The sequence below is a fragment of the Mycolicibacterium sp. ND9-15 genome, from assembly GCF_035918395.1.
In the GTDB taxonomy this organism is placed as follows: domain Bacteria; phylum Actinomycetota; class Actinomycetes; order Mycobacteriales; family Mycobacteriaceae; genus Mycobacterium.
Window position 1 is genome coordinate 274,899 of record NZ_CP142362.1, and the last position, 14,560, is coordinate 289,458.

The 14,560-nt window shown below is 69.1% G+C and carries 13 protein-coding genes; 5 read left to right on the plus strand and 8 right to left on the minus strand.

Annotated elements, in window-relative coordinates:
• Positions 1 to 167: 167 nt before the first annotated feature.
• The 3 genes from QGN32_RS01315 to QGN32_RS01325 are packed head-to-tail and all read left to right on the plus strand — an operon-like array spanning position 168 to position 2,857.
• The gene (locus tag QGN32_RS01315; protein WP_326546893.1) at positions 168 to 722 is read left to right on the plus strand and encodes a type 1 glutamine amidotransferase domain-containing protein; all 555 of its coding nucleotides are present in this window, start codon (positions 168 to 170) and stop codon (positions 720 to 722) included.
• 46 nt (positions 723 to 768) lie between these two features.
• Positions 769 to 1,818 (plus strand): ABC transporter permease, encoded by a 1,050-nt coding sequence (locus QGN32_RS01320; RefSeq protein WP_326546894.1) that lies wholly within the window; start codon positions 769 to 771, stop codon positions 1,816 to 1,818.
• 4 nt (positions 1,819 to 1,822) lie between these two features.
• Positions 1,823 to 2,857 (plus strand): ABC transporter ATP-binding protein, encoded by a 1,035-nt coding sequence (locus QGN32_RS01325; protein WP_326546895.1) that lies wholly within the window; start codon positions 1,823 to 1,825, stop codon positions 2,855 to 2,857.
• On the opposite strand, the gene ribD is transcribed toward QGN32_RS01325, so the two are convergent.
• The 8 genes from ribD to QGN32_RS01365 all read right to left on the minus strand — a co-directional run bounded on the left by ribD (position 2,838) and on the right by QGN32_RS01365 (position 12,047).
• On the minus strand, positions 2,838 to 3,839 hold the full coding sequence (gene ribD / locus QGN32_RS01330; RefSeq protein WP_326546896.1) for a bifunctional diaminohydroxyphosphoribosylaminopyrimidine deaminase/5-amino-6-(5-phosphoribosylamino)uracil reductase RibD: 1,002 nt from the start codon (positions 3,837 to 3,839) through the stop codon (positions 2,838 to 2,840). The genes QGN32_RS01325 and ribD overlap by 20 nt on opposite strands.
• Entirely contained in the window at positions 3,836 to 4,513 is a 678-nt protein-coding gene (rpe, locus tag QGN32_RS01335) for a ribulose-phosphate 3-epimerase (RefSeq protein ID WP_326546897.1), read from the minus strand. The genes ribD and rpe overlap by 4 nt, the downstream gene beginning before the upstream one ends.
• 4 nt (positions 4,514 to 4,517) lie before the next feature.
• Positions 4,518 to 5,888 carry an RsmB/NOP family class I SAM-dependent RNA methyltransferase gene (locus QGN32_RS01340; RefSeq protein ID WP_326546898.1) on the minus strand — a complete coding sequence of 457 codons (1,371 nt, stop codon included), beginning with the start codon at positions 5,886 to 5,888 and terminating at the stop codon, positions 4,518 to 4,520.
• Positions 5,885 to 6,814, minus strand: coding sequence for a methionyl-tRNA formyltransferase (gene fmt / locus QGN32_RS01345; RefSeq protein ID WP_326546899.1), 930 nt, complete (start codon positions 6,812 to 6,814; stop codon positions 5,885 to 5,887). The genes QGN32_RS01340 and fmt overlap by 4 nt, the downstream gene beginning before the upstream one ends.
• A 112-nt stretch (positions 6,815 to 6,926) precedes the next feature.
• Positions 6,927 to 7,463: a LemA family protein gene (locus tag QGN32_RS01350; protein ID WP_326546900.1), complete on the minus strand. Its 537-nt coding sequence runs from the start codon at positions 7,461 to 7,463 to the stop codon at positions 6,927 to 6,929.
• On the minus strand, positions 7,457 to 9,265 hold the full coding sequence (locus QGN32_RS01355) for a DUF2207 domain-containing protein (RefSeq protein ID WP_326546901.1): 1,809 nt from the start codon (positions 9,263 to 9,265) through the stop codon (positions 7,457 to 7,459). The genes QGN32_RS01350 and QGN32_RS01355 overlap by 7 nt, the downstream gene beginning before the upstream one ends.
• Positions 9,266 to 9,302: 37 nt before the next feature.
• Positions 9,303 to 11,327 carry a primosomal protein N' gene (locus QGN32_RS01360; protein ID WP_326546902.1) on the minus strand — a complete coding sequence of 675 codons (2,025 nt, stop codon included), beginning with the start codon at positions 11,325 to 11,327 and terminating at the stop codon, positions 9,303 to 9,305.
• Positions 11,328 to 12,047: a lysoplasmalogenase gene (locus QGN32_RS01365; protein WP_326546903.1), complete on the minus strand. Its 720-nt coding sequence runs from the start codon at positions 12,045 to 12,047 to the stop codon at positions 11,328 to 11,330. It abuts the gene before it with no gap.
• On the opposite strand from QGN32_RS01365, the gene QGN32_RS01370 reads away from it, so the two are divergent.
• A complete protein-coding gene (locus QGN32_RS01370; RefSeq protein WP_326546904.1) occupies positions 12,046 to 13,005 on the plus strand; it encodes an alpha/beta hydrolase in 960 nt (319 codons plus the stop codon). The two genes, QGN32_RS01365 and QGN32_RS01370, sit on opposite strands and share 2 nt — an antisense overlap.
• Positions 13,006 to 13,050: 45 nt before the next feature.
• Positions 13,051 to 14,535 carry a flavin-containing monooxygenase gene (locus QGN32_RS01375; protein WP_326546905.1) on the plus strand — a complete coding sequence of 495 codons (1,485 nt, stop codon included), beginning with the start codon at positions 13,051 to 13,053 and terminating at the stop codon, positions 14,533 to 14,535.
• Positions 14,536 to 14,560 lie beyond the last annotated feature (25 nt).

A 14,560-nucleotide genomic window follows, 5' to 3' on the forward strand; every position in this document is an offset into this window, starting at 1 on the left:
GATCGTCCTTCGTTCGTGCTCACCAGCGCGCAAATCGTCGGTGAAAGCGCGATTGCGGTGGGTATCCGAGCCCACTCTGGTACGAGTGTACCGACATGGTCGCCCTGATTGGCCCTTCGCCGCGCCGGGTATGCGTGCGGTCACACCCACGTCAATGGAGAAGGCTCATGGCAAGTTCACTGAATGGCAAGAAGATTGCGTTCCTGGTTGCGCCCGAAGGTGTCGAGCAGGGCGAGTTGACCGAGCCCTGGAAGGCCGTCCAGCAGGCCGGCGGTACCCCTGAACTGGTGTCGACGGAGGTCGGCAAGATCCAGGCGTTCAACCACCTGACCCCGGCCGACACCTTCGACGCCGACAAGTCCGCCGATTCGGTGTCGGAGTCCGACTATGCGGGCCTGGTGCTGCCGGGCGGCGTCGCCAACCCCGACAACCTGCGCACGAACGCCGCTGCGGTGGCGTTCGCGAAAGGCTTTTTCGATGCGGGTAAGCCCGTTGCGGTGATCTGCCACGGGCCATGGACGCTCATCGAGGCGGATGTGGTGCGCGGACGAACTCTGACCTCGTGGCCGAGCGTCAAGACCGACCTCGTCAACGCGGGCGCCAACTGGGTCGACGACGAGGTCGTCGAATGCTCGCGTGGGCCAAACACTTTGGTGTCGAGCCGCAAGCCAGACGATCTGCCCGCATTCTGCAACACGTTGGTGAGCGCTTTCAGCAAGTAGCCGAAACACGGTCCGCGGACCCACATCCCTGAGTAACGTCGCTGCCATGCTCATCGCCGCGCTGCGCGACATGCAGTGGAGAAGGCGGCGTTTCGTCATCGCGGTGTTGTCCACGGCGATCATCTTCGGGATGACCTTGGTTCTCACCGGCTTGGCCAACGGTTTCCGAACCGAGGCGGAGCATACTGTCGACTCGCTGGGCGTCGACCAATTCGTGGTCAAGGCCGGCGCATCGGGCCCCTTCGTGGGGGCGACGCCCTTCGCGCCCGTGGAGCTGCGACGCATCGCCGCAGCACCCGGCGTGGAGGCGGCAGCTCCCCTGGCCTACGCCGGGGGCACCGCCACCCTCGACGGCGCGACGCGCAACGTCGACATCTTCGGCGCCCCGCAGCGCGGTCCGGGTATGCCGGCCGTCAGCGAAGGGCGCCCGCCCGCCGCGCCCGGCGAGGTGGTGGTGTCGACCACGCTGGGCCGGAACGTCGGCGAGGAAGTCGAGATCGCCTCGCAGACCCTGCGCATCGTCGGCCGCGTGGAGAACTCGACCGCGTTGGCGAACCTGCCGAATGTCTTCTTGACCACGCAGGGCGCGCAGCAATTGGTGTACGGCGGTGAGCAACTGGTCGCCTCGATCGGAGTCCGCGGTTCGCTCGAGCAGGTGCCGAACGGCTACCGCGCGGTGGACCGACAAGGAGCCATCGAAGATCTGCTGCGGCCGTTGAAAGTCGCAGTCAACTCGATCACCATCGTCGCGGTGCTGCTGTGGATCGTGGCGGCGCTGATCGTGGGATCGGTGGTCTACCTCTCGGCGCTCGAACGACTGCGAGACTTCGCGGTGTTCAAAGCGATTGGGGTACCGACTCGTTCGGTGATGGCCGGGCTGGCGCTGCAGGCGGTGATCGTGGCATTGCTCGCTGCGCTGGTCGGGGCGGGGCTGTCGCTGTTGCTCGGACCGCTGTTTCCCATGCAGGTCATCGTGCCGACACAGGCGTTCGTCGCCCTCCCGGTGATCGCGGTGGTGATCGGCCTGATCGCCAGCGCAGCGGGGCTGCGCCGCGCGGTGTCCGTCGACCCCGCACTGGCGTTCGGAGGTCCCTGACGCCATGGGCGATCTGTCGGTCCAGGACCTCGTGGTCGAGTACACCAGCGGCGAACACACGGTGCGCCCGATCGACGGCCTGAACCTCGACGTCCCATCGGGTTCGCTTGTGATCCTGATGGGGCCCAGCGGATGCGGGAAGACGACACTGCTGTCCTGCCTCGGGGGGATCCTGCAACCCACCAGCGGCGCAATCAAATTCGGAGACGTCGAGGTGACATCCCTTGACGGCAGGGAACTTGCGAGATACCGGCGCGAGACAGTGGGCTTCGTATTCCAGGCATTCAACCTTGTGCCGAGCCTCACTGCCGTCGAGAACGTGATGGTGCCGCTGCGCGCGTCGGGCATGTCGCGCCGAGCCTCGCGCAAGCGAGCCGAACAGCTGCTTTCGCGCGTCGGTCTGCTGGACCGCCTCGACCACCGGCCCGGAGACCTCAGCGGCGGACAGAAGCAGCGGGTAGCGGTGGCCCGCGCGATCGCGTTGGACCCACCGCTGATCCTGGCCGACGAGCCCACCGCGCACCTGGATTTCATCCAGGTCGAGGAGGTGCTGAAGCTGATCCGCGGGTTGGCCTCCGGCAGCCGGATGGTGGTCGTCGCGACACACGACAGCCGGCTTCTGCCGCTGGCCGATCGCGTCGTCGAGATGGTGCCCGAATTCGCTTCGGTGGACCGTCCACCCGAGACTGTGGAGTTGGAGGCGGGTCAGGTGCTCTTCGAGCAGGGCACGATGGGTGACCTGATCTACATCGTGACCAAGGGTGAGATCGAGATCACGCGCGAACTTCCCGGCGGTAGCGTGGAAATGCTCGCACTGGCCACCGAGGGTGACTACTTCGGCGAGATCGGCCCATTGTTCCACCTGCCGCGATCGGCGACGGCGCAGGCGCGCACCGACGCGACAGTCGTGAGCTACACGGTGCGCGCGTTTCGAGAACAACTGGGGGCGGCCGGGACGCGCGACCTCATCGAGCACCGTCCGCTGCAAGCGGAGGAGCCCGAAGACGCTGAGGAAGCGGCTACCCCGGAACGAGGCTGAGCAGCACGTCGGGTCCGATCGGTTCGATCCCGTCGAATCGCCAGCGCTGAGCGTGCGCGATGCTCAACACACCGACATCGTCGACGGCGGTTATCGGACCCCCGAGCAGGATGGGTGCGACATAAGCGACGATCCGGTCGATGAGCCCGGCGCGCAGAAAAGCACCCGCCAACGTGGGGCCGCCCTCGAGCAGCACGGCGGTGCGATCGGAGAGCGCCTTGACGACTTCGTGCGGATCGTGCGTGCGGATCACCATCGTGCGGGAGTCCTCGTTGAGAACCCGTGCATCCTGGGGGATCTCACGCTCACCGACGACGACACGAAGCGGCTGACGCTCGGCCAGCGTGCCGTTCGGCAGTCGTGCGGTGAGCACCGGGTCGTCGACGAACACTGTGCCGGTGCCCACCACGATCGCGTCGGCGACGCCGCGCCTACGGTGTACATCGGCGCGGGCGGCTTCGCTGGTGATCCACTGGCTGCTGCCGTCCGCCGCCGCACTGCGGCCATCCACACTTGTCGCGAATTTCCATGTCACATGCGGTGATCCAGTGCGCTCCCGGTGCAGCCATTCACGCAGCGGCCCGCCCGCCACCGCGTCGGCGAGCACACCGGCGGTCACGGTCAGCCCGGTATCGGCCAGTCGCGCCGCCCCTCCTGCGGCGACGGGGTTCGGATCGGCGACCGCGTAGACGACTGTCGAAACACCCGCGGCGACAAGCGCATCCACGCAAGGCGGGGTCCGCCCGTGGTGGTTGCACGGCTCGAGTGTCACGACCACGGCGCCGCCGACGGCGCGCTCGCCGGCCCTACGCAGGGCGAGTACCTCGGCGTGCGGACCGCCGGGTGGTTCGGTCGCGCCGACGCCGGCCACCTCGCCATCACGGTCCAGAATGACCGCTCCGACAGGTGGATTCGGATACGTAGCGCCCTTGACGTTCTCGGCATGCTGGATCGCCAGCCGCATCGCGGACTCGAGGTTCATCGCCCCAGATGCTTGGACGCGGCGGCGGCTTGCCGTCGCAACGACTCGACCGCGGCGGCGGGATCCGCTGCGCTGTAGACCGCCGACCCCGCCACGAAGCAGTCCACCCCCGCCTCGGCGGCCTGTTCGATGGTGTCGGCATTGACGCCGCCGTCGATCTCGACGAGGATCGTCAGCTCGCCTGCGTCCACCAGCCGCCGGGCGGCGCCGACCTTGACCAGCACCTCCGGGATGAACTCTTGGCCGCCGAAACCCGGCTCCACCGACATGATCAGCAGCGTGTCGAACTCGGGCAGGATCTCCAGATACGGCTCCAGCGGGGTGCCGGGCTTGACCGCGAGGCCCGCCTTGGCGCCCGCCGCGCGGATGTCGCGGCCGACGCCCACGGGGTTGTCGGTGGCCTCGGCGTGGAAGCTCACGTTGTAGGCGCCCGCTTCGGCGTACGGCGGTGCCCACCGGTCGGGATTCTCGATCATCAGATGGCAGTCCATCGGGATGTCGGTCACCTTCAGCAACGCCTCGACGACCGGCTGACCGATGGTCAGGTTCGGCACGAAATGGTTGTCCATCACGTCGACGTGCAGCCAGTCCGCGCCCCGCACTGCCTCGGCTTCATCGGCGAGGCGGGCGAAGTCGGCAGCCAGGATCGACGGCGCGATGAGGGGTCTTGCCATGCGCCTACCCTACTTTGAGCGCTGCGGCGAACATCGCATCGGTGCCGTGGCGGTGCGGCCACAACTGCACGTACGGCCCGTCGCCGAGATTGTCGACCGGCGCGAAGAGCGGCCGAGTGTCCAGCGCGGTCACCGGGTGACGGCGCAACGCGTCGGAGACGACGCCCACGGTCTCGGCCAGGTGCGGCGTGCAGGTGGCGTAGAGCACCACACCGCCCGGCCGCGTCAACCGGATAGCCGAAGCCAGCAGCTCGCGCTGCAGCTTGGCCAGCGGCGGCACGTCGCCGGGCCGGCGCCGCCACCTGGCCTCCGGCCTGCGCCGCAACGCCCCCAGCCCGGTGCAGGGTGCGTCCACCAGCACCCGGTCGAAGCCCGGCTCGACACCGGGTTCGCGGCCGTCGACGCGCAGCACGTCGACGGGCAGCCCGCGGGTGTTCTGCTCGACGAGATCGGCGCGCGCGGACGCGGGTTCGACCGCCGTCACCCGCGCGCCGTCGCCGAGCGCGGCCAGCAGCGCGGTCTTGCCTCCCGGCCCGGAGCACAGGTCCAGCCAGCGGCCGCCGTCGGACCCGTCCACCTCGGCAAGGGTCAGGGCCCGAGCGACGAGTTGGCTGCCCTCGTCCTGCACCAACGCGGCGCCCTCGCGCACCGCTTGCAGCCGGCCCGGATCGCCGCCGGGCAGATACACCGCGTACGGCGAATAGCGTCCTACCGTGCCGTCGACCTGTGCGGCCAGGTCCGTGGCGGTCAGCACCCCGGGGCGCGCCGCGAGGTGAACGGCGGGACGGGCGTCGTCGCTGGCGAGCAGCGCGTCGAGTTCGCCCGCGTCGGCGCCAAGGGCATCGGCGAAGGCCTGGGCGATCCACCGGGGATGCGCATGCAGGAACGCCGAGTGGCCGATCGGGTCGGTGGCCGCGTCGGGAGCCAGTTCCTCGACCCAGGACCGCTCGTCGCGCGATGCGATCGTGCGTAGCACGCCGTTGACGAAACCAGCTCGCGCCGAGTCGAATTCGATTCCCGCCTGCTCCACGGTGGTCGACACCGCGGCGTGCTGTTCGACCCGGGTGCGCAGGAGTTGGTAGGTGCCGATTCGCAGGAGGTCGAGCAGGACCGGATCGATGCGGTCGGGCGGGCGGCCGGCGGCGGAGCCGATGACCGCATCCAGTAGACCTCGCGTCCGGCAGGCGCCGTAGGCGAGTTCGGTCGCGAACGCGGCGTCGCGGCCGGTGATTTTACGGTCGCGCAGGATCGCCGGCAGTGCGAGGTTGGCGTAGGCGTCCTTCTCCGAGACGGCGCGCAATACGTCGAACGCGGCGCGACGGGCCGGGTCCAGTGGCTTGCGGCGTTGTTGACGCCTCTTGCGCGGCTGTGTCATTCGGCTCGTGCCGACTCGTCGGGCCGGGCGCCGCGGGCCCAGTCCGCCGCGTTCATCGGCTTCTTGCCGGGCGGCTGGACCACGCCGAGCAGCACCGGCGCGGAGGCGGTGCCGACGCGCACCCCGTGGCGGCCGGCCCGGATCGCGCCGGGGCTCAGGATTTCCGACCCTTCGTCGACGGTGACCGGGCCGAGTTTGACCCGAAGGTCACCGATCATCGTCCACGCGCCGGGGTTCGGTGTGACGGCCCGGATGCGCCGCTCAACGACGTGGGCGGGCAGGTCCCACCGCACCCGGGCTTCTTCGACGGTGATCTTCGGGGCGATCGTCACGCCGTCCGGCGGCTGGGGCACCGGCGTCAGTCTGCTGTCGGCGATCCCGTCGAGGGTGGTTTCCAGCAGTTCGGCACCCGAAATCGACAGTCGCTCAAGCAGATCGCCTGAGGTGTCGGTCGGCCGGATCGTTTCGGTGACCACACCGTAGACCGGGCCCGAGTCGAGCGCGGGCTCGATGAGGAAGGTCGTCGCACCCGTCACGGTGTCTCCGGCGGCGATCGCGGCCTGCACCGGCGCCGCACCGCGCCAGGCGGGCAGCACGGAGAAGTGCAGGTTTACCCAGCCGTGCTCGGGCACCGCGAGCAGTCGCTGGCTGAGCAGCGCGCCGTAGGCGACCACCGCGCAGCAGTCCGGGGCAAGGCTTTCCAGTTCGGCGATGAACTCGTCGGAGTTGGGTTTCGAAGGCCGCAGCACCGGGATGTCGTGCTCGAGCGCGAGCCGGGCCACCGGCGAGGGGGCCGGCTTGCCGCGCCGGCCCGCGACGGCGTCGGGCCGGGTGAGCACCGCGACGACGTCGTGACGTGGCGATTCGATGAGTCGGCGCAGCGACGGCAGGGCGGGTTCCGGGGTGCCGGCGAAGACGATGCGCACCGCGCCAGTCTAGAGACGACCCTTGGCGACGCGTCCAAGCGCTCGCTGCCAATTCTCACGTCGATATCTGCGCCACAGCCCTCCCGCAGATCTCGATGAGGAATCGAGGCGCTCACCGCGGGGTCTGGTAGTACTCGCGCTCCGACACGCCGGTCAGCGGTGCGACGAACATCCACGGGATCGTGGTGATCAACCGGTTCAGGGTCGCGACCGAGTCGTTGTAGTACTGGCGCGCGAAGGCGAGCTTGTTCTCGCTGTCGGTGAGGTTCTCCTGCAGGTTCAGGAAGTTGTTCGACGAATTGAGCTGCGGGTAGTTCTGCCCGAGCGCCAGCAGCGGCACCAAAGCGGAGTCGAGTTCCCTCTCGGCGGCGCTGCGTTGGGCCACAGACTTACCGGTGGTGGCCGAGGTCAGCGCCGCTCGGGCGTTGGTGACGTGGTCGAGGATGCCCTTCTCGTGTGCGGCGAAGGTCTGCACCGTGTGCACGAGGCTCGGGATCAGCGACGCGCGGCGGGTCAACTCGACGTCGATACCGCTGAGCGCCTCGGCCACTCGCACATCGGCCGCGCGCAGCTTGTTGTAGCCGAGCACGAAGAAGACGAATGCCAGCACCGCCATCAGCAACGCAATCGCCAGCAGGAGCGTCACCACGAGCCGCCTCCTCCCCCGCCTCCGCCGCCACCACCGCCGCCACCACCGCCTCCGCTACTGCTGCCGCCGCTCGACGACTGCGATGCGGTGTAGGCCGCGATCGACGACGACAACGCCGACTCGAAGCTGTCGAAGTTCGCGCCGCCGGAACTGCCTATGAATCCGGTGCCGATGGTCGACGACGAGTGGTACCAATCCGGCTGAGGTGCAGCCGTTCCCATCGTCGTTTCGTACTTCTTGGCCCACAGCGCCGCGGCCCCCGCCGCGACCGCGAACGGGACATACGCGGAGTAGAGATCCCTGCGCGCCCCGAAGTCGAAGCGCGCCTCGGCCGAGTCGGTGGTCAGCATGCGGTGGAATCCGCCTGCGCGCGACCAGAGTTCGCGTCCCCCCTTGGTTCGGCGGGTACCCACGCCCGCGATCCACGATCCGATGGACAGCAGGAAGAAGGCCGCGAATGGCAGCGCCCACATCGTCGCCGGGAAGAACCACCGGAAGACCGCGAACAGCATGAACAGGAACGCGATGGCGTTCGCGACCCGGACCCACAGCTCCTTGCGCCGCTTGACGAGCAGCTTGTTGTCGAACGCCCAGATCTTGACCGCCTTGGCCATATCGGTTTTGGCCTTGTCGAGCTTCTGTCCGGACTTGACGGTCTTCTTGGCGTCGAACTCGCTGCCCCGGTTCAGCAATTTCAGCGCCGAACCAACCTGTACGCTGACCGGGTCCACGTCCAGCCACGCGTCGTGATCGGCGATAGTGCGGATCCGCCAGTGTTTGTCGCTGATCTGGCGCAGCTCGATCAGCCCGCGCTCGGCGAGGTAGAACAGCGTCGCGGTGAGACCCTCTTTGGGAACGGCTTCGGTGCGGATGTACTCGGTCTGGACGGGGCCGAGACCCGCAGGCGGCGCGTACTGCAGTGGAAATCCCGGCGCCGGTTCGACAGTGGTGCGGTACCACAGCCGGGCGGCCAGACCGGATGCCACGGTCAGCGCCGCGACCCACAGCACACCGGTCAACGACCGCCCCAACACCCGATCCCACTTGTAGCTCCACGGCAGTTCGGCGCGCGGCGGCGTCGCCACGTCGACGCTCGCACGTACCGTCACGGGTGTGCGCGGCGCGAGGTTCTGGGCCGCGAACGTCACCCTGTCACCCGTCACCGACACGTCCCGGCACGGCGCGCCGACACCATGGCCGACCGAGCACTGGACACCGGGGACGGCGCCGGGCAGCCTGATCGAGATGTCGGCCCGCTGGATCCGGTTGTTCCAGGCCGGCGCGATCACGTTCCAGAAGAACACCGAACCCGAAGCGGCGGTTCTACCGGTCGACGAGGCGAATGTCCGGTCCTCACCGGTGGTTCCGGGATCGAGGACGCCGTCGATGGAGTAGCGGATCTCGAATACGTGCTCGCCGTAGCGGAGGTAGCTGTCGGGATCGCCGATCTTGGCCACCCGGAACCGCTCACCGCTCTCCCACAGCATCTGGTAGGGGACCGAGTTGCCGTCGAGCAGAATCGATTCGACCTCCGGCACCTGCCGTACCCGGGGGCTGTTGGGGTTGGCCACATCCCAGTAGCGGAAGAGTCCATGCCTACCGCTGGGGAACTCCGTCGTGATGGTCTCCACGGCGTCGAGCCGGCCGTTCTCGTCGACGACGAGGTCCACGTCGTACTCCGTGATGACCACCGGGTCGTCGGCGGGCGCGACGCCGGATCCGCCGCCGGTGAAGACGAGGGGCCAGAGCACCCCAAAGGCCAACAACAGCAATGTGATCGACCATGCCACCAGCCGACGCATGCGGACCTCCTGTTACCTGCAGCGCAGGTTTTCCGGTTCACCCTATGTGCAGCGGGTCGATTTGAATGCGAACTGGCTGCTGGTCGTGGCGCGCGCTGAGCACCGCCGTCGCCCGGCGCAGAGCCGAGGACAACGCCAGCCCGGTCTCGCGGGGCGCCCGGACCAGCATCCGTATCACGGTGCTGTCGGAAGGCAACCCCGGCGGACGGCGTGCACCGATGGGCAGAATGACGGGACCCAGTTGCTCGGCGGCGTCGGGAAGCCCACCTCGGTCCGGTGGTGCGCCCGCCGCAGTGTCGAGCAGTGCGTGCACCGCCTCGGGCACGCCGTCGATCGCTGCCATGTGCACGGCCGGCGGAAGGCCGACCTCGGTGCGGGAGTTCAGCTCTGCCTCCGCGTGCCCGACGGGATTCCAGCGGACCAGCGCCTGCACGGTGGGGATCACCGAGTCGGCGACCACGGCGACCACCCCTCCGTCCGCCCGGTTGCGCACCAGGGCGCCGGCGGCCATCCAGCGGCGCAGCGTGTCCTCTGCCGCCCGCAGATCTTGGCGGCCGAGCAGCGCCCAGCTGTCCAACAGCAGCGCGGCGCCGTAGCCACCCAGGGCGACCGGCTCGGCACCGGGCGTCGCGACCACGACCGCCGGGTGTGACGGCACCTGCGCCACCATCGCGTCGCCGCCGGAGGTGATCACCGTCGTACCGGGGAAAGCCCGGCCGAGTTCCTCGGCAGTGCGCCGGGCGCCGACCACGACCGCGCGCACCGTATCCGAACCGCACCGGGCACAGCGCAAGGCGGGATCGGCGCGTCCGCACCACCGGCACACCGCGCCTGCGGCGTCGCGGTCGGGCAGCGACAGCGGGCCGGTGCAGTTGCGGCATCGGGCGATCGTCCGGCAGCGCGCACATGCCAGTGCGGGCAGGTATCCGCGGCGGGGCACCTGGACCAGCACCGGCGAGCCGGACTCCAGCGCCCTGCGGGCGGCCTGCAGCGCCATCGACGGCAGCCGGGCCGTCCGAGCGGCGGGGTCGCGTTCCTGTTCGAAACCGCTGTCGTCGAGTGCGATGACACGCGGTGAGGCGGCCCGCACCACGGGCCTCAGTGCGACCAGGTCGTGCGCCCAGCCGCTGCGCACCAGCGCGTGCGCCTCCGACGTCCTCGCGTACCCGCCGATCAGGGCGGCGCAGCGGAGCTGGTGGGCCCGCAGCATCGCCACCTCGCGGGTGTGCGGGTACGGCGCCCGCGGCTCGGCGAGCGTGTCGTCGCCGTCGTCCCAGACCATCACGAGGCCGAGATCGGCGACGGGGGCGAACACGGCGCTGCGGGTGCCGACAACCAACCGGGCGCTGCCGCGCAGCACCGACAGCCAGCGCCGATAGCGTTGGGCGGGGCCGAGTCCCGCCGACAGCGCGACCACCCGATCCTCGTCGACGAGGCGCACGGCGGCGGCGTGCACCGCGTCGATGTCGCGCTGATCCGGCACGATAAGCAGCGCCCCGCGACCCGAGTTCACCGTGATCGCCGCGGCCTCGGCCAGCCGATCGGGCCAGGATTCCCCGGGCAGCGCCTGCCAGACCGCGCGGGCGGCGCGACCTGCAGCCAACGCCGCGACGAACTGCTCGCCCCGGCCGTACACGTTCCAGGCAGCGGGGTCGACGGGACGAGCGCCGAACAGCGCCGGTTGCGTCGGGTCCTGTTTCTCGACGCGGGCATGCCGCGGCGGAATCGCCAGCCGCAGAACGTCCGCGCGAGTGCCCGCGTAGCGGGCGGCGACCGCGTCGGCCAGTCGACGGATCTCCGGCGTCAGCACCGGCTCGGCGGAAACCACCCGGTCGAGCCACCCGAGTTTGCCGACATGGTCGGTGTCCGAACGTCTTTCGAGGATGAACGCGTCGACCAGCCGACCGTGGAACCGGACCCGCACGCGGACGCCGGGCTGGGCGTTGTCGGACTGTTCGCTCGAGACCAGGTAGTCGAACTCGCGGTCCAAATGAGGCACCGTCAGCATCGGCAGCACACGCGCGATCGGCTCGTGTTCGGCGCGCTGTCTGGTGCCCGTCACCTAGAGAGATGTAGCAGACTGCGCCGACGCGCGTCCGTAGAAGAAGCCGGCGGTGATGAGCAGCAGCGAGGCCGCATACACCCACCAGATCGGCACGGCCAGGGCCTCCGAGGCGAGCACGAACTTGCCGATGCCGATCATCGCGTCGGACACCGCGAAGCACACCGCGCCGAGTGCGGTCCAGGGCGTCGGCAGGCGTGCCAGCAGTGCGGCGCACACCATCGCGCCGAGCACCGCGATGTACAGCGTGACCGGCACGGCCATGCCCTCAGCGGTGAGCCGCGGCCAGAACCACACCAGCAAGGCCAGGCAGGCGCCGACCGTGACCGCCGCGGCGACCAGCCGCGGCGTCGAGCGGACGGCCAGCGGCAGCAGGGCGGCCAGGAAGCACAGGTGTGCGACCAGGAAGGCGGCCAGTCCCAGCACGAACGACGGCTGCCACCACGGCAGCGCCAACAAGAAATCGCCCGCGGCCGAGAACAGCAGGGCGGCCACCAGCCAGCGACGTTCGCGGGCGATCGGGTGGCCCGATGCGGCCGCCGCGAGCAGCACCGCCGCGGCCGCCTTGACCGCGGGTTGCAGCGTGAACTGGCCGGTCAGTTCCGCGCCCGCGGGAAGCCGCACCGCGGTCACGATGAGGAACACCCCGTAGCAGGCGGCGACGGCCGCGCCCGCCACCCACAGAAGCCTGGTTCGCGGGTGGACGTACGGTGTCCTCATGTCAGTCGCTGAGGTAGGGCCGGCCAGCCGAGAACCCATAGACGCCATCCTGCTGAAGGTACTGGAGACGGTGCCATTTCAGTTGACAACCGACGGAGGAGCGCATGCCGCACGGCAGCGGTTCAACGCGCTGCCCCGCGTGGAGGTCCATCCCGAGGTGCGCGCCGAGGACCGTACGGTCGACGGGCCCGGCGGGCCGATCCCGGTGCGGGTGTACCGGCCGACGACCGAACGCGAGACGCCACCTCCGGTGGTGCTGTTCTTCCACGGCGGTGGCTGGTCGGTCGGCGATCTCGACAGCTACGACGGCACCGCCCGTTGGCACGCGGCCCACGCCGACGCGGTAGTGGTCTCCGTCGACTACCGACTGGCCCCCGAGCATCCCTTCCCCGCCGCCGTCGACGACGTCTGGGCGGTGACACAGTGGGTCGCCGAACGCGCCGAGGAGTTGGAGGCCGACGCCGACCGCCTCGCGGTGGCCGGCGATTCGGCGGGCGGCAATCTCGCTGCGGTGGTGTCACAGTTGGCGCGTGACGCGGGCGGACCGACGATCCGCTTCCAGCTGCTGTGGTATCCCGCGACGACGTGGGACGTGTCGTTGCCGTCGTTCGCCGAGAACGCGGACGCGCCGCTCCTCAACTTTGCTGCGGTGACGGGCTTTTCGCGTTGGTATGTCGCAGACATGGATCTGTCGGACATGCCCGCGACACTGGCGCCGGCTCGCGCTGAAGACCTCACCGGGCTGCCGCCCGCCTACATAGCGGTCGCGGGGCACGATCCGCTGCGCGACGACGGCGCCCGATACGCCGAGTTGCTCTCGGCTGCGGGCGTTGCCGTCGACCTGCACAACGCCGAGACGCTGATCCATGGGTACCTCGGCTACGCGGGCGTGGTGCCCGCCGCCACCGAGGCCACCGAGCGGGGATTGAGCGCGCTGCGCAACGCGCTGCACGGCTGACGGCGGTCTCCGGCCGCGGCGCAGCCTTCGGAGTACGGTGAGTCGATGGCCGCACTGCCCGATCACGACACCCTCATCGTCGGTGCCGGTTTCTCCGGCATCGGCGCTGCGATCAACCTCGACAAGGCCGGCCTCGGTGACTATCTGATCATCGAGGCCGGCGATGGTCCCGGCGGCACCTGGTACTGGAACACCTATCCCGGTATCGCCGTTGATATTCCGTCATTCTCGTACCAATTCTCCTTCGAGCAGAGCCCGGACTGGACCCGCACCTACGCGCCCGGACACGAGTTGCGGGCGTACGCCGAGCACTGTGTCGACAAGTATCGGCTGCGGCCCAAGATCCGCTTCAACACCAAGGTGCTCGGTGCGGCGTTCGACGACGACGAGAGCCTGTGGCGGATCCAACTGGACTCCGGTGAGGTCGCCACCGCGCGGTTCCTGATCAACGCGTGCGGCGTACTGATCACCCCGCAATTCCCCGACATCGACGGCGTCGACTCCTTCGCCGGAGTGACGATGCACACCGCGCGCTGGGATCACAAGCAGGACCTGAGGGGTAAGCGGGTCGCGGTGATCGGTACCGGAGCTTCGGCGGTGCAGGTGATTCCCGAAATCGCACCGATCGTCAAGCGGCTCACGGTCTTTCAGCGCACGCCGATCTGGTGCTTTCCGAAGTTCGACGTGCCGCTGTCGCCGATCGCGCGACGGATGATGCGGCTGCCCGGCGGTCATGTGGTGCAACGGCTTCTCAGCCAGGCCTACGTCGAGCTGACGTTCACGCTGCCCGCGCAGTACTTCACCGTCAACCCGATGGCCAAGAACATGTCGAAAGTCGGCGAAGCGTATCTGCGCAAGCAGGTCGACGACCCGGAGGTCCGCGACAAGCTCACGCCGCGCTACGCGGTGGGGTGCAAACGGCCCGGCTTCCACAACACCTATCTGTCGACGTACAACCGCGACAACGTGGAGTTGGTCACCGAGCCGATCGACAAGGTCACCGGCTCGGGGGTCGCGACCACCGACGGGCAGACCCGCGACGTCGACGTGCTGATCCTGGCCACCGGTTTCCGGGTGATGGACGCCGACGACATGCCGACCTATCCGGTCACCGGGTCCAGTGGCCGGTCCTGGAGTCGGCACTGGCAGGAACACCGACTGCAGGCCTACGAAGGCGTCAGCGTGCCAGGCTTCCCGAACTTTTTCACGGTGTTCGGACCCTACGGCTACGTCGGCTCGTCGTACTTCGCCCTGATCGAGACGCAAACTCATCACATCGTGCGCTGCCTCAAGCACGCCCGCCGCAAGCAGGCCCGCCGCGTGGAAGTGACGCGGGAGGCCAACGATCGCTACTTCGCCGAGATGATGCGCAAGCGACACCGCCAGATCTTCTGGCAGGACAGCTGCAAGCAAGCCAACAGCTACTACTTCGACAAGAACGGCGACGCGCCGCTGCGGCCCACCACGACGCTGGAGGCCTACTGGCGCAGCCGCCGCTTCCCGCTACGGGACTACGAGTTCACCGCGTAGCGATTTGTGGAGCGTTACCGGCGCT

Bases quoted from the DNA above. Each gene is read 5' to 3' on its own strand.
- QGN32_RS01340 (WP_326546898.1), bottom strand. From the start codon at position 5,888: ATGACACAGCCGCGCAAGAGGCGTCAACAACGCCGCAAGCCACTGGAC.
- QGN32_RS01375 (WP_326546905.1), top strand. From the start codon at position 13,051: ATGGCCGCACTGCCCGATCACGACACCCTCATCGTCGGTGCCGGTTTC.
- QGN32_RS01320 (WP_326546894.1), top strand. From the start codon at position 769: ATGCTCATCGCCGCGCTGCGCGACATGCAGTGGAGAAGGCGGCGTTTC.
- QGN32_RS01315 (WP_326546893.1), top strand. From the start codon at position 168: ATGGCAAGTTCACTGAATGGCAAGAAGATTGCGTTCCTGGTTGCGCCC.
- rpe (WP_326546897.1), bottom strand. From the start codon at position 4,513: ATGGCAAGACCCCTCATCGCGCCGTCGATCCTGGCTGCCGACTTCGCC.
- QGN32_RS01325 (WP_326546895.1), top strand. From the start codon at position 1,823: ATGGGCGATCTGTCGGTCCAGGACCTCGTGGTCGAGTACACCAGCGGC.
- QGN32_RS01365 (WP_326546903.1), bottom strand. From the start codon at position 12,047: ATGAGGACACCGTACGTCCACCCGCGAACCAGGCTTCTGTGGGTGGCG.
- QGN32_RS01370 (WP_326546904.1), top strand. From the start codon at position 12,046: ATGTCAGTCGCTGAGGTAGGGCCGGCCAGCCGAGAACCCATAGACGCC.
- QGN32_RS01355 (WP_326546901.1), bottom strand. From the start codon at position 9,265: ATGCGTCGGCTGGTGGCATGGTCGATCACATTGCTGTTGTTGGCCTTT.
- ribD (WP_326546896.1), bottom strand. From the start codon at position 3,839: ATGAACCTCGAGTCCGCGATGCGGCTGGCGATCCAGCATGCCGAGAAC.